At 48.1% G+C, this 20436-nt stretch carries 18 protein-coding genes and 1 tRNA gene; 7 read left to right on the forward strand and 12 right to left on the reverse strand.

Annotated elements, in window-relative coordinates:
• Nucleotides 1–67 precede the first annotated feature (67 nt).
• The gene (hppD, locus tag AM1_RS20625; protein WP_012164835.1) at nt 68–1135 is read left to right on the forward strand and encodes a 4-hydroxyphenylpyruvate dioxygenase; all 1068 of its coding nucleotides are present in this window, start codon (nt 68–70) and stop codon (nt 1133–1135) included.
• 7 nt (nt 1136–1142) lie between these two features.
• On the opposite strand, the gene AM1_RS42245 is transcribed toward hppD, so the two are convergent.
• The 6 genes from AM1_RS42245 to AM1_RS42250 all read right to left on the reverse strand — a co-directional run bounded on the left by AM1_RS42245 (nt 1143) and on the right by AM1_RS42250 (nt 5567).
• Nucleotides 1143–1310 carry a hypothetical protein gene (locus AM1_RS42245; RefSeq protein WP_012164836.1) on the reverse strand — a complete coding sequence of 56 codons (168 nt, stop codon included), beginning with the start codon at nt 1308–1310 and terminating at the stop codon, nt 1143–1145.
• A gap of 643 nt (nt 1311–1953) precedes the next feature.
• On the reverse strand, nt 1954–3012 hold the full coding sequence (pdxA, locus tag AM1_RS20635) for a 4-hydroxythreonine-4-phosphate dehydrogenase PdxA (RefSeq protein ID WP_012164839.1): 1059 nt from the start codon (nt 3010–3012) through the stop codon (nt 1954–1956).
• A 44-nt stretch (nt 3013–3056) separates the two neighbouring features.
• Complete coding sequence (locus AM1_RS20640) at nt 3057–4034, reverse strand: 30S ribosomal protein S1 (protein WP_012164840.1); 978 nt, start codon at nt 4032–4034, stop codon at nt 3057–3059.
• A gap of 245 nt (nt 4035–4279) precedes the next feature.
• Nucleotides 4280–4810, reverse strand: a complete 531-nt coding sequence (nrdR, locus tag AM1_RS20645; RefSeq protein WP_012164841.1) for a transcriptional regulator NrdR — start codon at nt 4808–4810, stop codon at nt 4280–4282.
• Nucleotides 4811–4895: 85 nt separating this feature from the next.
• Nucleotides 4896–5303, reverse strand: a complete 408-nt coding sequence (locus AM1_RS20650; protein WP_012164842.1) for a hypothetical protein — start codon at nt 5301–5303, stop codon at nt 4896–4898.
• Between the two features lie 114 nt (nt 5304–5417).
• On the reverse strand, nt 5418–5567 hold the full coding sequence (locus AM1_RS42250; protein WP_012164843.1) for a hypothetical protein: 150 nt from the start codon (nt 5565–5567) through the stop codon (nt 5418–5420).
• Between the two features lie 277 nt (nt 5568–5844).
• Here AM1_RS42250 and AM1_RS20655 point away from each other — a divergent pair.
• A tRNA-Ala gene (locus tag AM1_RS20655) sits at nt 5845–5917 on the forward strand.
• Between the two features lie 38 nt (nt 5918–5955).
• Here the strand turns inward: AM1_RS20655 and ppc are convergent.
• Nucleotides 5956–8994, reverse strand: a complete 3039-nt coding sequence (gene ppc, locus AM1_RS20660) for a phosphoenolpyruvate carboxylase (RefSeq protein WP_012164844.1) — start codon at nt 8992–8994, stop codon at nt 5956–5958.
• Between the two features lie 239 nt (nt 8995–9233).
• On the opposite strand from ppc, the gene AM1_RS42255 reads away from it, so the two are divergent.
• Nucleotides 9234–9401 carry a hypothetical protein gene (locus AM1_RS42255; RefSeq protein WP_012164845.1) on the forward strand — a complete coding sequence of 56 codons (168 nt, stop codon included), beginning with the start codon at nt 9234–9236 and terminating at the stop codon, nt 9399–9401.
• On the opposite strand, the gene AM1_RS20665 is transcribed toward AM1_RS42255, so the two are convergent.
• Nucleotides 9384–9593: a hypothetical protein gene (locus AM1_RS20665; RefSeq protein WP_010472075.1), complete on the reverse strand. Its 210-nt coding sequence runs from the start codon at nt 9591–9593 to the stop codon at nt 9384–9386. The two genes, AM1_RS42255 and AM1_RS20665, sit on opposite strands and share 18 nt — an antisense overlap.
• A 21-nt stretch (nt 9594–9614) precedes the next feature.
• On the reverse strand, nt 9615–11063 hold the full coding sequence (locus tag AM1_RS20670; RefSeq protein WP_012164846.1) for a phosphoglucomutase/phosphomannomutase family protein: 1449 nt from the start codon (nt 11061–11063) through the stop codon (nt 9615–9617).
• A 120-nt stretch (nt 11064–11183) separates the two neighbouring features.
• Here AM1_RS20670 and sat point away from each other — a divergent pair, with 120 nt between their 5' ends.
• Both sat and AM1_RS20680 read left to right on the forward strand, forming a co-directional pair.
• Nucleotides 11184–12350: a sulfate adenylyltransferase gene (gene sat / locus AM1_RS20675; RefSeq protein WP_012164847.1), complete on the forward strand. Its 1167-nt coding sequence runs from the start codon at nt 11184–11186 to the stop codon at nt 12348–12350.
• A 105-nt stretch (nt 12351–12455) separates the two neighbouring features.
• A complete protein-coding gene (locus tag AM1_RS20680) occupies nt 12456–14759 on the forward strand; it encodes a caspase family protein (protein WP_012164848.1) in 2304 nt (767 codons plus the stop codon).
• A gap of 64 nt (nt 14760–14823) precedes the next feature.
• On the opposite strand, the gene AM1_RS20685 is transcribed toward AM1_RS20680, so the two are convergent.
• Both AM1_RS20685 and AM1_RS20690 read right to left on the reverse strand, forming a co-directional pair.
• Complete coding sequence (locus AM1_RS20685) at nt 14824–15423, reverse strand: 5-formyltetrahydrofolate cyclo-ligase (RefSeq protein ID WP_012164849.1); 600 nt, start codon at nt 15421–15423, stop codon at nt 14824–14826.
• Nucleotides 15423–16133 carry a DUF3120 domain-containing protein gene (locus AM1_RS20690; protein WP_012164850.1) on the reverse strand — a complete coding sequence of 237 codons (711 nt, stop codon included), beginning with the start codon at nt 16131–16133 and terminating at the stop codon, nt 15423–15425. Before AM1_RS20690 ends, AM1_RS20685 begins: the two co-directional genes overlap by 1 nt.
• 239 nt (nt 16134–16372) lie before the next feature.
• Between AM1_RS20690 and dtd the strand changes: the two genes are divergently transcribed.
• Both dtd and glmS read left to right on the forward strand, forming a co-directional pair.
• The gene (dtd, locus tag AM1_RS20695) at nt 16373–16828 is read left to right on the forward strand and encodes a D-aminoacyl-tRNA deacylase (RefSeq protein ID WP_012164851.1); all 456 of its coding nucleotides are present in this window, start codon (nt 16373–16375) and stop codon (nt 16826–16828) included.
• A 151-nt stretch (nt 16829–16979) separates the two neighbouring features.
• Nucleotides 16980–18866: a glutamine--fructose-6-phosphate transaminase (isomerizing) gene (gene glmS / locus AM1_RS20700; RefSeq protein ID WP_012164852.1), complete on the forward strand. Its 1887-nt coding sequence runs from the start codon at nt 16980–16982 to the stop codon at nt 18864–18866.
• A 9-nt stretch (nt 18867–18875) separates the two neighbouring features.
• On the opposite strand, the gene AM1_RS20705 is transcribed toward glmS, so the two are convergent.
• Nucleotides 18876–20384 (reverse strand): phenylacetate--CoA ligase family protein, encoded by a 1509-nt coding sequence (locus AM1_RS20705; RefSeq protein ID WP_012164853.1) that lies wholly within the window; start codon nt 20382–20384, stop codon nt 18876–18878.
• Nucleotides 20385–20436 lie beyond the last annotated feature (52 nt).

Here is a 20436-nt window from a genome sequence, read left to right on the forward strand (position 1 = left end):
TCTAGAGGGGCCAGCAGCCTCCCAAATTACGTTTTCAACGTCAATTCAAGATCGGTATTTGTGATCTATGGATTTTGATCATATTCATTTTTATGTTCATGATTCCAAGCAATGCCAGCGTTGGTTTACTAACGTTTTAGGATTTCAATATCTTGGGAGCAATACTACGGCTGATCGGCAGATTGAAGTTGTCTCTTCTGGGGCGATTGTCTGTATATTTTCCAGCCCTCTAAACCGAACCAGCCCAGTTGCCCAGTATCTACAACAACACCCTCCTGGTGTCGTTGATTTGGCTTTCTTGGTCCCGGACGTTCAGGCTACGCTTACCTGCGCTGTCCAGTCAGGAGCAACCCTTTTACAACCTTTGACCGAAGAAAAAAACGACCAAGGAACGTTAACTTGGGGAAAAGTACGAGGGTGGGGAGCGTTAGAACATACCTTGGTAGAGCGAAGAGGGCAAACCTCCACTCTGCCATCCAGCATTTTTCCCATCTCAATTCATGGGCATGATGCCCATCAGAGTCTATTTACCCAGATTGATCATGGGGTTTTGAATGTGGGTAAGCATCAGCTGCAAGCTGCTGTGAGTTGGTATCAGCGCATATTTGGATTTAAAACTCACCGATATTTTGATATTCAAACGCGTCGTTCAGGTCTGCGCAGTGAAGTGTTGACCCATCCCCAAGGCCAAATCAAGTTTCCGATCAATGAACCCACCTCAGCGAATTCCCAAATCCAAGAATTTCTAGAGGTCAATCGGGGGGCAGGTATTCAACATATCGCATTGGGAACTTCTAATATTGTTGAAACGGTTACTCAGCTTAAGCATCGAGGGCTATCCATCCTAGATATTCCACCCAGCTACTATCAACGCTTACGACACCAGTTTGAGCAAGTCTATTCCCACCTCGATTGGCATGCCCTGGAAACACAACATATTCTGGCTGATTTTGAGGAAGATGCTGGAGCCGGAATTCTATTGCAAACCTTCACAAAGCCTATCTTTCCACAACCCACTTTTTTCTTTGAAATTATTGAGCGCCAACGGCAGGCCCAAGGGTTCGGACAACGAAACTTTTTGGCCCTTTTTCAAGCCATGGAGCGGGAACAACAGAAACGGGGAGTATTGCTATAGGCTCATCTCAGTTTGCTGCATCCTGCAAAAAATATGCATGAAACATCACCTCTGCAATCCCTTCCGTCTGACTATTATGCCCGGTGGACATTGCTCGATACACTGATACAACGCTGGTATCCGCATCAGCAAAAAGATTTACCGGGGTAATCACTCGACGAATTAAAGAGGGCACAGAATATTCGTGGCTTTCCCATCCCAAATGCCTTGTCGGATTGGTACTTTGCGAACGGGAAACGGCATGATGTCTGGTGCCATCAGGATCACTTTCTTCCGCCTGACCAACTCTACATACATAACAACGCATTGATCTTTTATGTAGAGAATCAGGGTGTCGTGAAATGGGGCATTCCAGAAGCCGAACTTAACGTCAACGATCCCTCTGTTGTAGTCGAATCTGTTGATGATTCCAATATATGGGTTCCACAAACGAACCATGTATCACTGTTTGCGATATATATGTTGGCTTACACATTGGCCTTTGCTGATGGCAATGCCTAGATCTACGGTTTTGCAGAATCACCGCTGCTCGCGTTAATCGCTAACACATTTCCAATGCTGGATTTCCCAAACAAGTGGTGGACGAAAACTCGTGTGTACGGCTACGAAGATTTGGTCATAGCAATTGACGGTTGTGATTTTGTTCACGCATGTGCAACCTCAACCATTGCACTCGAAACGTTTGTCCAACTCACTACGCTGGATAACTTTGATTGTTCTGCATCATCTGACAGCTAAATGCAGCACAAAATATTGGGTTGAACTGAGGTCTGCAAAAATACATGTATTGGACAACGCTGTTCTCCATTCACATTTGGCTAACCGGAACGTTGGCGAACTAGGTTGGCGGCCAATTGAATCGCAGCAATCATACTGGTGGGATCGGCAATCCCTTTTCCTGCGATATCAAAGGCTGTACCGTGGTCTGGAGATGTGCGGACAAAGGGTAAACCAATGGTGGTATTGACGGCCCGGTCAAAAGCCATCAGCTTAACGGGAATTAAGCCTTGGTCGTGATAGAGGGCTAAGTAGGCGTCGTAGGTGGTGGGTTGTGCTGTTTTATCGCGGGGACCATACCAAGCTTGCCCTGGTCCCACCCAAAGGGTGTCCGGGGGAATGGGGTCTGATAAGGTCAGATCAGGGTGTTGCGATCGCATCTCCCGTATCCACGGAATTAGCCAGTCGATTTCTTCGCGCCCCAACTGCCCTTGCTCACCGCTGTGAGGATTCAGACCTGAGATCGCAACCCTCGGATGCTCTATACCAAACTCATGCTGCAGGGTCTTCTTCAGCAGTCTCACCTTCATCGTCAACAACTCAGGAGAAAGCTGACGAGGGACCTCCGACAGTGGAATATGGGTGGTTGCCAATAAGGTCCGGAGTTGCCACCCGGTATAGGGGGAAGAACCCACAAAGAACATGCCATATTCTGAGGTTTGAGATCGCTCCGCCAAATATTCGGTTTGCCCAGGATAGTGATGACCGGCAGCCTTCCAAGCTGACTTAGCAATGGGGCCAGTGACGATGCCACCAAATCGTCCTTCCAGGGCACCTGTAATCGCAGTAGACAAACACTGAAAACTGGCTGCCCCCGTCGCTGCTGAAGGCTTTCCCCATGGAATAGGAGATAGTTTCAATCCTACCTCCAAAAAATCAAGATTCTTTGGATTTGCTAGGGTCTGATCTACATCCAAACCTGTCTGCTTTTGGAGATGTTCATAAACGGCCTCAAATAAAGACCGCTCCCCAATGACGCAAACATGAGCTACGTCTTTGAGAAGCGGAAAACTTAAAGCTTTGAGAATGACCTCAGGACCAATCCCTGCAGAATCGCCCATGGGAATGGCAAGCTGGGGTAGCGGATGAGAGTCAGCCATTGTGATTCATCATCCAAACATATGCATCGAGTGAAGAACAGTCCTTATGCAGGAGAGGTGACTTCTTCGGGTTCCGAAGCTGCTTCCTCAGCAGAAGCATCTGAATCGCCTTGCCCACCTTCTTGTTGAGCCATCATCTGCTGACGATACCGTTCTGCCATTTCTTCAGCTTTGTCATATACCAGCTGAGGATTCTTGACCATATCACCAGGTTCGGGCTCTAACTGCTTAGTAGAGAGGGATATACGACCTCGTTCAGCATCCAAGTCGATGATCATGACCTTCAGATCATCATTAACGTTGAAAACGCTATGAGGTGTGTCGATGTGGTCGTGAGAGATTTCGGAAATGTGAAGCAGGCCGCTGACGCCACCGATATCGATAAAGGCACCGTAGGGCTTGATACCACGAACAGTTCCAATCACCACTTCGCCCACTTCTAAGCGGTTCATCTTCCGCTCAACCAAGGCTCTCCGATGACTGAGAACCAGGCGGTTGCGTTCTTCATCGACTTCTAAGAACTTGAGCGGTAATTCTTCGCCGATTAAATCTTCTTTTGTTGCTCGGGTACTGATGTGAGAGCCGGGAATAAATCCGCGCAACCCTTCAATTCTGACTAGGGCACCCCCCCGGTTGGTCGCAAATACAGAAGAACGGACCGTTGCATCTTCTGTTTGCAATTGGCGAACCCGTTCCCAAGCGCGCATATACTCGATACGGCGAATGGATAAGGTGAGCTGCCCATCTTCATTCTCGTCTGCCAGAATGAAGAACTCACGGGTTTCGTTGGATTGCAACACCTCATCAGGGTTCTCAATCCGATTGATGGACATTTCCTGGATGGGAATGTAGGCAGCTGTCTTAGCGCCAATGTCAATCAAAGCCCCTCTGGGTTCCAGACTGAAGACTGTACCCGCCACGACGTCACCTGGATTGAAGTGATAATCATACTTGTCAAGTAACGCGGCGAAATCTTCGTGAGTAAAGCCAATGTCTGGCAGTGTGGTTTCCCGATTGACCATTCTCTAATGTTCCTAGGTTTTTTCTTACTAAAAGTGAATAATGACGCCTCCTTTGTCCGTAAGGACTCAAATAATAGGAGCGCTGGTCGATGCAAAGAGTCATCTTTTACATCTATCTAGATTTGGCACTAGATCTACCATCGTAGCGCAATATCCGAAACCTTAACTATATATTTTTTTGTTGGTGGTCTGACGATGAAGATGCTAACAGTTCAAGTTAATAACTGATATTAAATGACTGATATTCACTGGGGAGAAATCATAATGGTAGGCTGTGCCGTATCTTCGTAGGGTTCGTCCAGCACACTTGGCAAAGGACCGTCCCCAGACTCTTTAAGCTGATCAAGGGCCTCTACAAAATCTCGAATTCCCCGGAACTGTCGATAGACAGATGCAAACCTGACATAAGCTACTTCACTGAGGGATTGTAGCTTTGTCAAAACAGATTCACCGAGCTCTGTACTCGTCACCTCTCTCACAGCTTGCTGCTGAAGTTCCGCTTCAACATCATCCACCAAAGACTCTAACTGCAATGCAGTCAGTCCTGTTTTCTCACAAGCGGTTGCGACTCCCTTGAGCAACTTGGAACGATCAAAAAGCTCCCTATCCTGATTGCGTTTGATCACGGTGATCGGTACAAACTCAATCCGCTCATAGGTTGTAAATCGGCGATTACATTGCAGACATTCCCGACGGCGGCGCACACTCTGTCCCGCTTCTGCTGAGCGCGATTCTAAAACTCGGCTATCGGTATGCTGGCAAAAAGGGCATTGCATACTGGCTTGTTCAAAGGGGGTAACAGAGTAGTTCTAATTCCAGAAAAACGATTGTAAGATCGATGTTCCCAATCTGTAGCGTTTTTTAAATCACTGTGATTAGATACTGTGCCCATTCTACTGCCATTGTTATATCCGTAAATGGAATCAGAACAGGATTTTCATCACTTTGACGTTCCAGTACCAATTGGATGGTCTTACCTTTATCAGGGGGATTTTTCAAATCAATGCCTTGGCCGTCTATTTGGACCAAAACACTTGTAATGGTGTCGATTGAACAATGTTGAAGATTGATGGGGCCTTTCGAGGTTGGCTTGCCCCAAGTCAGAGTTTGGCCTTTCTGTCCCAACACCGTATAGATATCATATTTAGCCCGTTCAAAAGACTGGGCCCAAACCCGATAGGCTTCAACTTTTCGATATTCGATCCACCCAAAACTGGCTAATCCGATAAACACAAACAGCAATGCCAACCATACGAGCCCTTCTGTCATAACTGATGTTGTATTGGCATTTCATGACTGAGATGGGGAGAGAAGGAAAGGTGCTAAATGACAAGGTTGGAATGATGGAAGTACACAACACCTTTCCTATCGTCGGAGGACTATTTAATCAATCCAGACGGATTGATAGTAAGGGTCGCCAAAGAAGGGGACCACTCCAGTTGCAGGATAGTGATCATCACTAGGAGCAAAAATGCGCCCTACTGCCTCTGATAAATATTTGATCCCTTGGGCGAATAAATTCATAAGTTTCATACGTAGACTCCCATATACAAAATGAATGGGAACGAGCATTCCCATCCTTATTTGGATTAACGGTTGCAATCTCGTACTTTGATCATAACGTGAATGATTAGCAAAATTAATAAGTCTGACAACTCTAAATATATATTTTTATGCAAAACCTAAACAAACACTGAGATGAGTGAAGACTTACTCAAGTTTTATGAGGTGTGTGTCTCTTTTGTAACGAGGATTTGAAGAAAGTTCTTGACGTTCGAATGCTTTTCAAGGCATGATAATAGTCGCATTTGGGGCTATAGCTCAGTTGGTAGAGCACCTGCATGGCATGCAGGGGGTCAGCGGTTCGAATCCGCTTAGCTCCATTTTTTATATCGTTTTGTGTGGTTCCGTTAAGCTGGGCCTAACCGGTGTTTCTCATGCCTGCGGCAATCCCGTTAATGGTCAGCAAAGCGCCCCGCAAAAGGTCTTTCTCGCTAACATTTCCAGCGCCTAAGGCAACCCGATCTTGCCGCTGATGCTGTCTCAACCGTTTAAGCAGAGACACCTGCAGAAATCCTAAGGGGACAATCGTACCGTTCCGCAGATGGACCGAACGCTTCAGGTTAGGATCGCCATCCAAGAGCTGCTGATTCCCTGTAATCTTGGAGACCATCTCTCGGGTGAGATAATATTCCTGGGCAATTTGCTCGAACAAACGCTCAAACCGATCCACATCTTCAGAAGACGTCAATTCCTGAAGATAGTGATGAGCAATTTGCAGATCTACTTTGGCTAAGGTCATTTCTACCTTAGAAATCACCATCTTAAAGAACGGCCATTTGCCATAGAAATATTGCAGCAACGTCAGATGTTCAGCAGACTTCTCATCTAGAAAATCTTGGAGTGCGGTCCCTACTCCGTACCATGCAGGCAACAGAAATCGGCTTTGCGTCCAGCTAAACACCCAAGGAATGGCGCGTAACCCTTCTAAGGTCCGGCGATTATCGGCTCGTCGTCGAGCAGGTCGAGCCGCATGTTGTAATTGACTAATTTCATTGATGGGGGTGACTTCGTAGAAAAAGTCCACTAAGTCTTCTTGTTCATGAATCAGCGCTCGGTATCGTTTGCGCGATCGCGCCGATAAATCCTCCATAATTTCATGCCAGGGTTCAATACTGTCCATGGTGGAGCGCAATAAACTGGACTGAATAACAGCCGTAGAAATCGTTTCTAGGTTGTATAAAGCCAGCTCCGGCAAGGAATATTTTGAGGCAACCACCTCACCCTGCTCTGTAATTTTGATCCGACCATTGACGCTATAACCTGGCTGCGCCAAAATCGCTTCATAGGCAGGCCCGCCGCCTCGGCCCACGGACCCGCCCCGACCATGAAAAATCCGCAAAGACACCCCATAGGGTTCAGCAGTTTCCTGTAATCGTTGTTGGGCCTTATAGATCTCCCAATTACTGCTGAGGAAGCCAGAGTCCTTGTTGCTATCGGAATATCCCAGCATAATCTCTTGTAAGGAGAGAGGAGGGTTTGAAGACGGCTCCTGAGAGGCCTGGGCATCCACCAAATAATTGCGATAAAAGGTTAGATCAAATAGCTGGGTCATGACCCCCGGTGCTCGCTGTAAATCATCCACCGTTTCAAATAGAGGGATAACGTGCAGTGTTCCACTGGCCGTTGTGGGATCAAATAGGCCGGACTCCTTCGCTAACAGCAGCACCTCCAGCAAATCACTGGCATCATGACTCATGCTGATGATGTAGGTGCGGCAAATTTCGACCCCAAACTCTTCTTGCAGCCGGCGAATCATTCGGAACGTATTGATGAGCTCTTGGGTTTTGTCGGAGAAAGGCAGATCGTGGGGAATCAAGGGCCTGCGGGTCTGCAGTTCTTGGGTTAGCCACTCCAAGCGTTCGGACTCTGACAACTCGTTATAGGGTTTGGGCAGAATCTGCAGGTAATTAACAATTTCAGTGAGGGCATCTGAATGGCAGGAGCTTTCTTGTCGAATATCCAACTGAGTTAAGTTAAACCCAAAGATCTCCACTTGACCAATCAGGGTATCTAGCTCCTGACAATTGATGCCGGTTGCTTGCAGGTTCTCTTGAACCACTCGAAGTTCAGCCAAGAAGTTCTGAGCAGCAGGGTAATAGATCTGTTCATTCATCCCTTGGGGATGAATTGGATGGGAGAAATCAATCAGTTGCGCTTGCTGTTGATTGCGATCGCGGGTGTTTTCCAGACGCTTCAAAATATATGACAACTTGAATCGAAAGGGTTCTCCCAAGAACCGAATCGAGAGCCTGTCATACACCTCCGGCATTTGGAGTTGATCTTGACCCAGAGATTTCTCTAACCCTGGCGGCACTTCAGACCAATATTGGGACAAAGTCAGTAGGTTAATTAGCTTATTGACAGATTGAATATATTTCTCAAGGACCAAATTGCGTTGGTAACAGGAGGTTTGCCAAGTAATATCTGGCGTCACCGCTGGATTGCCATCGCGATCGGACCCAACCCAAGACCCAAACTTACAAAAGTTATAGCGAGGGGGTTGCAGCTTAGGAAAGGCTTGCTTCAGGTTTAGGGATAAACGGTGATAGAGCTGGGGAATCGCATCAAACAGGACTTCGCGGAAATAGTGCAGGCTATACTCTACTTCGTCTAACACGGTTGGTCTAAATTGATGAAGTTCATCGGTGCGCCACCAAAAACGGACTTCTTCTGTCAGTTGGGCCTGTAAGGCATCGACCTCCCAATTTGAGCGGGTATTATTGGCCAGCCCAGCCTCCGCCTCATCTAACTTGCCGAGAATTTTGGCAATCCGACGCTGCTTGGCCCGAATTGTCTGCCGTACAATTTCTGTCGGATGAGCCGTAAATACTAGCTGAATATCTAAGTTTTGAATAATATTTTGAATATGGCGGGGCGGAACATTTAACTGTTTCAGCTTAGGGAATAACCAGGTAAAGGTCCCTGCATTCGGTTCCCGCAGAATGGCATCAAAGATGCTGTGCTCAGGTAGCTCGGTCTGACCGTTCGCATGATTTTCAGCCCTCTCCGCGGATCCACCAACATTGGGCAGCGCCACTGGGGAGGATGTGATTGCCCCTCGGGTGCGCACAATACTTTCCTCTTGCTCATAATGTTGTTCCACAATATTGATGAGCTGAAAGTAGAGGGCAAAGGCTCTGGCGGCCCGAATGGCTTCATCTAGCTCTAGCTTTTCTACTACCTTAAGAACTTCCGTTTCCGGAACCGTTGGGGCTTGTCCTTCCGGGGAACACATCGATCGCAATTGCCGCAGTAAATCGACTAACTCCTGCCCGCATTCATCTCTGAGGACACCCTCCAGTAGGTCTTCAATAACTTTAATACGATGTAGAAGCAATGACTCTAACCGGTTGGGCTGCACTAATTGGGGATGGTTACGGTTGAGGGTAGAACGCATAGAGTATTAACTCAAATAAATAAGATCGATGGGATAGAAAAACTTGAAGACAATCCTCAAGCTTTTGGGAACTTCGCCATTAAAAGCATCAACCTCTGTTGAGAACGGGGTAACGTGACATCAAAATAACTCCATCACAATTCTAGGGGGTAAACCTCGATTTACTATCTTTCTCTAAAAGCTAATGCCCTTAGTAGGGTTAGGTTCCCTCTATCAGCCTTACTTGTTGGGGATACATCATGCTGGATAGATTGGGCTTAAGCCGCATTCATCAGCCAATGTCAGACTATCGGGCTGATTCATCTGCATATGGCTTTTCTGGGCTCTCTCAAGGCTATTTTGAGGATAGTGGCCAAGTAGTTAACACCCTAACGGGAGAAAAACTCACTCTATTCTGGCAAGTCTAAAAAAGGTAAGGCAACCCCTTGCAATAGGCTTTCGCTCCAAGTTCCAAGGGTCGTCAAACACCGAAATAGCTGTTGTTGCCCCAGCAAGGCAACGAGAATCGGCAAAATGGCCAGGCTGACTAAAAGCTCCAATTGCTCAGGCTTGAAGAGAATGGGGGGGACTTTAGAGAACGGATGAGTGGGGGAAAACATGATGAGACCTTTGATAGTGTTTTAACGAAGTGCCCAATCTTTGGCCCAAGCTAGGATTTTGGACACTCGATCGGGATGATGGGATTCACAATAGAGACGCAGAACAGGCTCTGTCCCACTAAATCGAACCAATAGCCAGCTCTGATCCGCCAAGCTAAACTTAAAACCATCGATGGATAAAACATCCACAACCTTTTGGTCTAAGACCTGGCTGAAAGGGGCTGTTTGCAATTGATCGATCAGCTTTTGTTTATCAGCTTCCGAAGATAAAGGTAGATCTATCCGATCATAAAAACTGGTAAACCCCGTTTGCGTTTGTAGCTGCTGATACAAGTGAGAGAGATCCTGCCCCGTTTGGGCTGCAGCTTCCAGCAAGTATAGGGCCGAGAGTAAGCCATCCCGTTCAGGAATATGGTTGCCATAGCCTATTCCACCCGATTCTTCGCCGCCAATGAGAACCGACTCTGCAGCCAACATATAGTCGGCAATGTACTTATAGCCAATGGGAGTTTCGTGGAGGGGCAGTTGATACAAGTCAGCCACTTGCGGGATCAATTCTGAGCCACTAATGGTTTTGATGACTTCTCCCTGGAACTTTCGGCGAGCGGCGAGGTGCTCAATCAAAATCGGAATCAAAATTTGAGAGCTAAGAAAATTGCCCTGACCATCCATCGCCGCGATGCGATCCCCATCCCCATCAAAGACAAAACCGACAATCGCTTCTTCTTGGGGGGCCTGTTGGCGATGGCTTTGAATGGCTTGAATCGATTTCCCTAGATATTTGGGAAGCGGTTCTGGGGCACCGCCTTCAAATAACGGATCGCGATCGCAATTCAGTTCTGTAATTTCAGCGGATAGTAGCCGTTGGAGCCCCGTCGCGGTGGCGCCATGCATAGTATCGACAAAAACCGTGAGCCGTTTTTGATGGATCGCTTGGTTAATCACCTCCATATCCACCTTCGATTGCAGAACCTGGCAATAATCGGGCCAGGGGTCGAAGGTGTCTAGGGTCCCGGCGGTGGCAGCTTTCACGGGGGCTGTTACCAGCCGATCTTGAATCGCTTGGGTGACGGCAGGCGGAACTGAGCCGCCAAAAGCTCCTTTGACTTTGAGACCAGAATAGATCCCAGGGTTATGACTGGCCGTAATCACTAGGGCTCCCAGGGCCTGACGGTGATAGGCCGCCCAACTAAATGCAGGGGTGGGCGCAAAGGTATCGGACAATAGCACATCAAATCCGGCTTGTTGAACCGTTTCGGCAGTCGCTTGGGCAAATTCTTCAGACAGGAATCTGCGATCGTATCCCACGATCACTAAATGCTTTTTGTCAGGGCTGCCGTAGGTCTTTTCTAGGATTTGGGCAGCGATGGGGGCGACATAGACCAATCGCTCGAAAGTAAAGTCTTTGGCAATAATGCCTCGCCAACCGTCGGTTCCAAATTTGATTGAAGATGCAAAATCGTTAGGCATAGGGAATCCGCTAGGATACTGTCTCTACATCCTACACACCAAAAGTTAACCCGTAATTACTAACAAAACTTAATCTTTAGTTTATGATTTGGAGTGATACGCAGTTTAGGGAGGTTTATTTTGACTCAACACCAAGACGCCATTGCGCCACACGGTGGTTCACTCATCAACAGGGTTGCTTCTGAAACCCAAAAACAAGACTTGCTGGCCAAGGGCGATAGCTTACCCCGTGTACAGCTAGATAAGCGAGCCACCTCAGATTTGGAAATGATTGCTATTGGTGGCTTCAGTCCCCTTTCAGGCTTTATGGGGCAGGCGGACTATGAACAGGTCGTCCATCACATGCATCTAGATAATGGGTTACCCTGGTCAATTCCAGTGACTTTATCCGTCGATGAAGGCGTCGCTGATTCCCTCAATGTGGGTGACTTGGTTCGTTTAGATGACCCAACAGGTGCTTTTGTGGGTGTGCTCGAACTGACTGAGAAATATACCTACGACAAAACTCAGGAGGCGGTTCAAGTCTACAAAACAGACGAGATGAAGCATCCCGGCGTTAAGGTGGTGTTTGAGCAGGGGGCAGTGAACCTTGCGGGGCCAGTCTGGCTCCTAGAACGACAAGCACATCCTCAATTTCCCTCCTATCAAATTGATCCGGCTGCTTCTCGCCAACTCTTCCGTGAACGGGGTTGGAACACCATTGTTGGCTTTCAAACCCGAAATCCCATTCACCGTGCCCATGAGTACATTCAAAAATGTGCGTTAGAAACCGTAGATGGATTATTCTTGCATCCCCTGGTGGGCGCAACTAAGAGTGATGATATTCCGGCAGATGTGCGGATGCGTTGCTACGAGATTATGATGGAGCATTATTTCCCGGAGGATCGGGTGATTCTGGCCATCAATCCTGCGGCTATGCGGTATGCCGGTCCTCGTGAGGCTATCTTCCATGCCCTAGTCCGTAAGAACTATGGCTGTACGCACTTTATTGTTGGTCGCGACCATGCGGGTGTGGGGGATTACTATGGCACCTATGATGCCCAACATATTTTCGATACTTTAGATGCACAAGCTCTGGGCATTACCCCCATGAAATTTGAGCACGCCTTTTATTGTAAGAAGACCCTATCCATGGCTACGACGAAGACGAGTCCCAGTGGGCCTGAGGATCGAGTCCATTTGTCTGGAACAAAGGTGAGAGAAATGTTGCGACGAGGAGAGCTACCCCCACCTGAGTTTTCTCGCCCTGAAGTGGCTTCTGAATTGGCAGCAGCAATGAAAGCTTAAGCCTTGCTTTCGCAATCGGCGATATAGTGAAAACAGGAACCCATTATCTAGTAGTGGGTTCTACCCTTTTGCCCATCCGTAGGCCCTCTCCATAGACATCACATCATGGCACTGACCCGACGCGCTTTATTGCGAAAAACTAGCTTAGTGCTAGCTGGCCTAGGTTTAAGTGATTTATCTCTATGGAAGTTTGCAAATCAATATCAACAGGTATTAGCGCAACCCACTTCCCGGAAGCTAGCCTTGCTGGTGGGCATTAATCAGTATCGAGATTTGGGTAAGCAAGCTAAGCTGAAGGGCTGTTTGACCGATTTAGAATTGCAGCGAGAGCTTTTAGTCCATCGGTTTGGTTTTCACCCCGATGATATTGTCATTCTCAAAAACAAACAGGCTACCTATAAAAATATTGAAACGGCGTTTACCACCCATTTAATTGAACAGTCTCGGCCTCAAGATTGTGTCATCTTTCATTTCAGTGGGTATGGATGCTTATTGAGCCCCTATGTCGACACAGCCTCAGAGGTAAAAACGCCTCTCCCGTCCCAAGTGTTGCTTCCTTTCGATAGCAATATTCAATCGTCTGACAATAGCCAACAAGCCCTTGAAAATGTTCTGTTGCAAGAGCAGTTAGCCCTTTGGTTTAGGTCTCTCAATACCCAACAAAGTCTCTGTGTGTTGGATGCGGGTTTCACCTATCCCGGCAAGGCCTTGTTGGGGAATTTGCGGGTGCGATCGCAACCTAGTATTCAGCAAAAAACAGATTTGCCGGACGATCGAGAGCAGCAAGAAAAATTACTCAACCAATCCCAGCGACGTCAATCCCCCTCTGAGCTCATTCTTTGGGCCTCTCAGCAAGCTCAAACGGCCGTTGAAGCTCAATGGCATGACTTCTCGTCAGGGCTATTCACCTATGCCTTAACCGAACATCTATGGCAATCCTCTCCCACTCAAAAATTTTCAGCCAGCTTTAATCGGATCGTGTCTGATGTTGAGCGTCAGGTTGGTCGAGTCCAACAGCCTAGCTTAAGTGGGCAGTCAGGCTCCAGTGTTTTGGCAGGGTTAGCTCTCGGGGCCAATGCCGATGGTGTGGTTACTGATGTTGAAGACAACGGGGAAGAAGTTACGGTTTGGCTTGGGGGCGTTTTACCCCAAATTGTGGAGTATTACGCAACCACGACTTGCTTTAAAGTCACATCGAAGGAAGGCAGCCTATCTAGTAGCCCAGCTGTCGCTGCTTCATCTGCTGGAAGCGAATCCGATCCTAACCCAGTTCCACAAGAACCCTTGATTCAATTGGAGTCTAGCCGAGGCTGTGTCGGGACTGGACGGTGTGAGCAAGAAGGCCAAATTAACTCAGGCCAGAAAATTCGAGAGGCCTTTCGAGTTATCTCCCGCTCCATCAATTTAAATGTTGCCCTAGGGTCACAACTGAATCGGATTGAACGGGTAGATGCCACTAGTGCATTTTCCGACATGCCCAATATCAATCCCGTTATTGCTGGTACTCAAAACGCGGACTTTTTGTTTACCCAAGCCTCTTCTTCCTCTCAAGTGATTGTTAATTCCGTACCGACGGACCTATCGGAAGAAGAAGAAGACCCTCCGGCTCCACCCCCCCAAACCCAATATGGACTCTTTTCCCAAGGTGGTGAGGAATTAGCAGATACCCGAGGAGAATCGGGGGAGGCCATTAAAACGGCGGTTAATCAACTACACGATACGTTGAAATTACTGCTGGCCCGCAAAACCCTCGATCTGACGGTTAACGATTTTTCGTCGAGAGTGGGGGCCATGGTGACTTTGGAATCTACCGATGATGAAAAGCCCCAGATCCTAGCCCAACAGTCTACGACCAGAGCGCCTTGGCTTCGAAAAGAAAACTCATCCTTATCTTCCTTTGAGAAGCAAGGGCAAGTTGTTCAGATTGCCAAAGGTCAACATATCCAATATCGGGTGTATAACTACAGTGATGCTCCTCTCTATTGGTTAGTATTGGGCGTTGATACTCGCACCCAATTCTTCTCAATTTATGCGCCGGAAGCGCTGCTAGATACGTCAACCAACCAAGACGCTATTGCCCCTAAAGACTCGCTCACAGTGCCATTCCCAACGAATGAATATGTCGTTCGTGGACCAGAAGGGATCGCAACAACCTACATCATTCTGAGCCGCACTCCGTTTGAGAAAGGATTAGAGGCCATCTCCAGCAAAATCCGCCCGTCTTCTAGTAATACATCTCCTGTCGTAGCCCGCTTGGTCAATCCACTAGAGGTGACCCAGCAAGTACTACAAGATTTGCATAACAGCAGCGTGCCAACAGCAGAGAAAATGGGGATTGCATCTGATAGTAACTGGGTTTGGGATGTCGAGCAGTGGGCAACGTTTCAGTTTACCCATGAGGTGATTTGAAAGCATGAGGAGTATGAGTGGTGAGGCCAGCTCACCGATTTTTTAAAGCAACTGGCCAGCAAGTTTAAAGAACAGCTTTAGCAGAAAAGAGTCCTTTTTCCGTACAAATCGCTTTCAAAGGTTGGTCCCAAGACTCTGTTGGCAGCTGTTCTAAAAGATCCCGTTCGAAGACAATACCAACCGTTGGGATACTGGCCCAGCCGGGAGAAGAGAGTAAGCGATCGTAATATCCTCCTCCATAGCCGAGGCGATACCCCTTGCGATCGCACGCCACTGCCGGGACCAAAATCAAATCCACCTCATCAGCCGATAACTCAGGACAATCTGGGTAAGGCTCCAAAATTCCATACTTACCCTTTTTCAGTATTTGGGGGTCTAGGGGGTTGCAGCGATGCCACATCAAATGTTGCCCCACGCAGCGAGAGAGCCCCCAGCCTCGATCTTGTCCTTGTAAAAACAACCAGCTCAAATCCGGTTCTTGTCGAAACGTCATATACGCCAAAACCGTCTGTGCCTGTTGCCAGAGGGACGAATCAAGTAGCTGTTGGCAGAGGGTCTGGCTAAAAAGACGCCATTGCTCCACAGGCATCGATTGACGCTGCGTCAACAATTGACGTCTCAAGGTATTTTTATCGAGTTGTGGATTAGAGCCAGAAGACTGCACTAAAACTGGGTTGCCACCAATAAGAACAAGCTATCCACTAACAGCGTACCCAATACAGATCCGGAAAAAGCCCACCAGCAAAGCTGATCTTTTTGCCCTGTCCAGGTATCTGGGGGCAGCAAGGGGCGAATACTAATCACACAGAGTCCAACCACCAAAACCATCGCCCAAAACCTTCCCCAAGGGGTTTGGGTATGCTCTAAAGCTTGGGGCAATAATGCCATTGCTTCCGTTTGATCCGTTTGAATCAAGACTCGCCAAGTGGGCATTAAATCCACCAGGAAGAAATACACATCCGTAACGGTGGAGCCAATCAAAGATCCAAGAAAGAACAAAGAGCCAATTTTAAAGCGGGAATTGAGTAATGCCCAAATGGCGACAGGTAAGCCAATGGCTTCCATGGGAACGTGCCATAATGGTTCTGCTCGAAACCATCCCCAATAAATAGAGCCAGAGAACCAGGCTAAAGCAAAGCCAAACAGCAAATCACCCCAGATATGCGTTTTGTCTTGGCGCATTAGCCCGTAACTTCCCAAAAGCCACCCTCCTGTAGCCACCAGACTTAGCCATGGCCAAGTCCTCACCAAAGGTGCCTGAATCAGCACAGGTAAGGACACCAAAAACATCGCTGCGCCAAATAGCAGCCAGCTCTGAAACGTCCCCATGCTTTGAATAGTTTGCCTGAGGGAGCTTTGAAAAGTTTGTTTCAAGGATTATTCTCCAGATTTTTCAAAGTTATAAAAATGCTAATAATTCAATATGATTGATTAGGCAATATTCGTTAATATTCGTTAATATTTTGCGTTTATTGAATCATCCTTGAGTTGGGGTGCAATCCAGATTAGTGTATCACGGGAAGGTCTGAGGGCTGTGCCTTCCACAACCTAGCTGTAACTAGCTCTCCTGCTTGAATTACTGCAAATTAACTACATATATCTCCTTAAATCTGATGCGTATTATTTTGCAAAGAGTTAATGAATCACGAGTCGAAGTTGCAGGTCAAATTATTGGCAGAATTGAAAAAGGCCTCAATTTATTAGTAGGAATTACCCCCTCGGATACAGACCAAGAAGTGGCTTGGATGGCTCGTAAATGCTTGGAACTGAGAATCTTTCCGGATCAGTCTGGAAAGCTGTCCCAGTCCGTCCAGGATATAGAGGGGGGATTATTAGTGATCAGCCAATTTACCTTGTATGGAGATTGTCGAAAAGGACGGCGACCTTCCTTTGATAAAGCGGCACCTGGTGCTATGGCAGAACAGATTTATGAGCAATTCGTGACCAAACTGAGAGCCAGCGGCTTACAGGTGGAAACGGGACAGTTTGGTGCCATGATGAACGTTTATATCGAAAATGATGGTCCTGTGACGTTAATCTTAGAACGAGAGGCTGAGAGCGAAAGATAGGAATAACCTTCTTGACTTTGATTTGAATTCTGGTTCGATGGCGCTCTCAAACCAACAGATACCAAAGATAGATACCGTTAGGGATTGCCATTTCTAGCAGAGTTGAGTCAAACTGCCTTTGTGTTGATCAATAGCGAGTCTCTCCAGAATTATGTGCGGTATTGTCGGTTATATTGGCCCTCAAACGGCCAGCGGAATTCTGCTTTCGGGTCTACAAAAACTGGAATATCGGGGGTACGATTCAGCGGGGATTGCTACGGTATCCGAGGCTCAACTCCAATGCATTCGGGCTAAAGGCAAACTGCACCATCTGCAAGAGAAGTTAGCCAGCTGGGAAAATTCGGCGGTTCTGGGCATTGGCCACACACGCTGGGCAACTCACGGCAAACCGGAAGAACATAACGCCCATCCCCACCGAGATGCTCGCGATCGTTTGGCAGTCGTGCAAAACGGCATTATCGAAAATTATCGGGAACTGCGAGAAGAACTGAAAGAACGGGGCTGTACGTTTCGCTCTGAAACTGATACGGAAGTTATTCCCCATTTAATCTCTGAAAAGCTGGACGGTCTAAAGGCAAAAGGAGAGCCTTCTCTGCTGGAAGCAGTTCGACAGGCCGTCAATCATTTAGAAGGGGCCTTTGCGATCGCAGTCGTGTCTGCCGATTTCCCGGATGAACTGATCGTAGCTCGTCAACAGGCTCCCTTAGTGGTCGGTTTTGGCGATGGCGAATATTTCTGTGCCTCTGATCCCCCCGCCTTGATTCACCACACCCGCACCGTCTTAACCCTAGAGAACCAAGAACTGGCTCGCCTGACCACTCAAGGGGTGGAGCTTTACCACTTTGAGGGAAACCGCGTGCGTCGTCCGCCCCGCACCCTGAACTGGAACCCCGTGATGGTGGAGAAACAGGGCTTTAAGCACTTTATGCTTAAGGAAATCTATGAGCAGCCTGGGGTGGTGCGAACATGCCTGGAAAAGTATGTAGATAGCACCTGGCAACCGGGGCAAGCCACCAGTCCCATTCGCCTCAATTTGGCCCCAGAGTTAACCGCGAACTTGGAAAATATCCAAATTATGGCCTGCGGGACGAGTTGGCACGCCAGCTTAGTCGGTAAGCATTTACTGGAGCAGTTAGCAGGTATCCCAACGGTGGTGCAGTACGCCTCTGAATTTCGGTACGCCCCTTCACCCATGACGGCCAATACCCTCACCATTGGCGTCACCCAGTCGGGGGAAACCGCTGATACACTTGCTGCCCTGGAAACGGAGCAGCAACGTCGTTCTCAGCAACCCGCTCATCTCCAGGCCCGCCTGTTGGGCATTACCAATCGCCCCGAAAGCTCTTTGGCCCGTTTAGTTCCTGCCATTATTGATACCCATGCTGGGATTGAGATTGGCGTGGCCGCCACCAAAACCTTTATGGCTCAACTGATGGCCTTTTACTTTTTGGCGATTGAGGTGGCTTATCAGCGTAAAACTGTTGCCCCTCAGCGCTTGGGGGAAATCATTGATGGTTTGCAACAGCTTCCCGCTCAGCTAGAGCAGGTGTTGGAAAGCCAGGAGCGGTATGTGGAAACCTTGGCCCATGATTTTGTCGAAACCCAGGACTTTATCTATATTGGTCGAGGTATCAATTTTCCCATTGCTCTGGAAGGGGCGCTGAAGCTGAAAGAGATTAGCTATATCCATGCGGAGGGATATCCGGCAGGGGAGATGAAGCATGGCCCCATCGCATTGCTGGATGCCAAGGTTCCTGTGGTGGCCATTGCAATGCCGGGAACGGTGTTTGAAAAGGTGCTCTCCAACGCCCAAGAAGCCCGAGCCCGAGATGCTCGCCTGATTGGGGTTACCCCAATGAATGAGCAGGAAGCCAAAGAGACCTTCGATACGTTGCTGCCTGTACCTGCAGTGGATGAGATTATTTCACCACTGCTAACGGTGGTGCCGTTGCAGTTGCTGTCCTACCATATTGCAGCTCTACGTGGACTGGATGTGGATCAGCCTCGTAATTTGGCGAAATCCGTGACGGTTGAGTAGACCCAAACCCTAGGACGCTGTGGGGCGAGTGTAGCGATGCTTCACTCCTATAGGGAAATAGGCCGGATCACCATTGGGCCGTAAATAAATCTGCGGCATTTGGTAATTCACTGGAACATAGTTTGCAAATTCACTGTTTAGCCTGCGAAGCTGATGTAAAACTGGTGCGGCTATCGCGTCTGTCCTGGCTGGACTAGCAGCCTCACCCGGTGCAAGTTCCACATCAATTACTAAATGGGAGTTCTGATCCGCATCGGTTTGTACCTGCATCACAAATTTGCCGGTGACCCAATCGCAAATCTCTGGTTGTTCCAAACCCACCGTTACATTTTCTGGATAGATATTGGCCCCAAAGAACGACACTGTGAAATGGGAGCGGCCAAATACATAGACAAACGGTAGGGGGCGAACCGGAGTGTGACCTTGCTGTTGTAAGGTTGAGATCGCATCAAATCCACGGGCTTTCAAAAACGCCAACATCTGGTCGTAGGGGATAATGCCGCCGCGATCGCAAATGTGATACCGAATAAGGGGAATTCCATTATCACCAGAGAATAATAGTGTTCCCTCGTCGGTGACCTCAAAATATCGACTCTTGGGATCATACTGAACCAGAGTGGGCAAGCGAGATTCCCCCAATAGCTCAGCAGCAATCGTGGGATGATCAGCTAAAAATCGTCGGATACAGATGCTTAATGGAGTTTCATTTCCCAATACACCTGCATCAGCAGTGCCATATAAAGAAGCCGAGTCAAAGCAGGGGCTTGTTGAACCCACCCGAGTCCCGACTAAATCTCGCCACGCTTCGCTAAATACTTCCCCTGCCATCACCCATTTGAGATGATATTGAGGCCATGGGATGCCCGCTGCCAGTCCCGTATCAATAACATCCTTAAGAAAGGGTGGATATCCCAACAGTACAACCTGGTCAAACATGGGGCCCAGAGTTTGCACCACCCGCAAAATTTCAGTTGTATTATTGCCAGGTGTAATCACTGTGAGGGGATAGCCTTTACTGGCTAAGTGGCGACAACAGTTGGCGGTGTACATCCCTCCCACCCAAGTCCCGAGGGCAAAGCAAACAACAGCAAGGGTCCGCTTTTGATCTGCAGCAAAGCTATCCACAAAAATTTGTTCAAAACGGGTCGAGATTTGATACTCATCCGAGATGAAACGTGGCCAAAAGGTTGGTTCTCCCGTCGATCCAGAAGACACTGCGATCATGTCACAGGTCTCCAACTTGCCATCACGACAGAGATGAGGCAGGGGAAACTGCCGTAAATAATTGTCTTTGGTCGTTAAAGGTAGGGTAGCAAAGTCTTCTAACGTCTGAATTTGCTTAGGGTCGACGCCCTGTTGCTGAAGGAAGTCGTGGTAAGCCGGAACGGTCTGGGCAACCCGGTGAAACAGGGATAGGACATGTGCTGATGTCGAAGCAGATGAATCAATCAGTTCCTCTAAGGGCGTATCAAGGAACGTCTGTAAAGCCTTAAGAGTATGTTGGAGAGGGCCTGTCATAGGGGAAAATGAGCGTACTCCCCTTATCTTGGCAAACCACTCGCTTTTGAGT

The organism is Acaryochloris marina MBIC11017 (assembly GCF_000018105.1).
GTDB classification, from domain to species: Bacteria; Cyanobacteriota; Cyanobacteriia; order Thermosynechococcales; family Thermosynechococcaceae; genus Acaryochloris; species Acaryochloris marina.

Bases quoted from the DNA above. Each gene is read 5' to 3' on its own strand.
- glmS (WP_012164852.1), top strand. From the start codon at position 16,980: ATGTGCGGTATTGTCGGTTATATTGGCCCTCAAACGGCCAGCGGAATT.
- dtd (WP_012164851.1), top strand. From the start codon at position 16,373: ATGCGTATTATTTTGCAAAGAGTTAATGAATCACGAGTCGAAGTTGCA.
- AM1_RS20640 (WP_012164840.1), bottom strand. From the start codon at position 4,034: ATGGTCAATCGGGAAACCACACTGCCAGACATTGGCTTTACTCACGAA.
- AM1_RS20665 (WP_010472075.1), bottom strand. From the start codon at position 9,593: ATGTTTTCCCCCACTCATCCGTTCTCTAAAGTCCCCCCCATTCTCTTC.
- ppc (WP_012164844.1), bottom strand. From the start codon at position 8,994: ATGCGTTCTACCCTCAACCGTAACCATCCCCAATTAGTGCAGCCCAAC.
- AM1_RS20680 (WP_012164848.1), top strand. From the start codon at position 12,456: ATGGCACTGACCCGACGCGCTTTATTGCGAAAAACTAGCTTAGTGCTA.
- AM1_RS20705 (WP_012164853.1), bottom strand. From the start codon at position 20,384: ATGACAGGCCCTCTCCAACATACTCTTAAGGCTTTACAGACGTTCCTT.
- AM1_RS20650 (WP_012164842.1), bottom strand. From the start codon at position 5,303: ATGACAGAAGGGCTCGTATGGTTGGCATTGCTGTTTGTGTTTATCGGA.
- AM1_RS42250 (WP_012164843.1), bottom strand. From the start codon at position 5,567: ATGAAACTTATGAATTTATTCGCCCAAGGGATCAAATATTTATCAGAG.
- hppD (WP_012164835.1), top strand. From the start codon at position 68: ATGGATTTTGATCATATTCATTTTTATGTTCATGATTCCAAGCAATGC.
- AM1_RS20670 (WP_012164846.1), bottom strand. From the start codon at position 11,063: ATGCCTAACGATTTTGCATCTTCAATCAAATTTGGAACCGACGGTTGG.
- pdxA (WP_012164839.1), bottom strand. From the start codon at position 3,012: ATGGCTGACTCTCATCCGCTACCCCAGCTTGCCATTCCCATGGGCGAT.
- nrdR (WP_012164841.1), bottom strand. From the start codon at position 4,810: ATGCAATGCCCTTTTTGCCAGCATACCGATAGCCGAGTTTTAGAATCG.
- AM1_RS42255 (WP_012164845.1), top strand. From the start codon at position 9,234: ATGCTGGATAGATTGGGCTTAAGCCGCATTCATCAGCCAATGTCAGAC.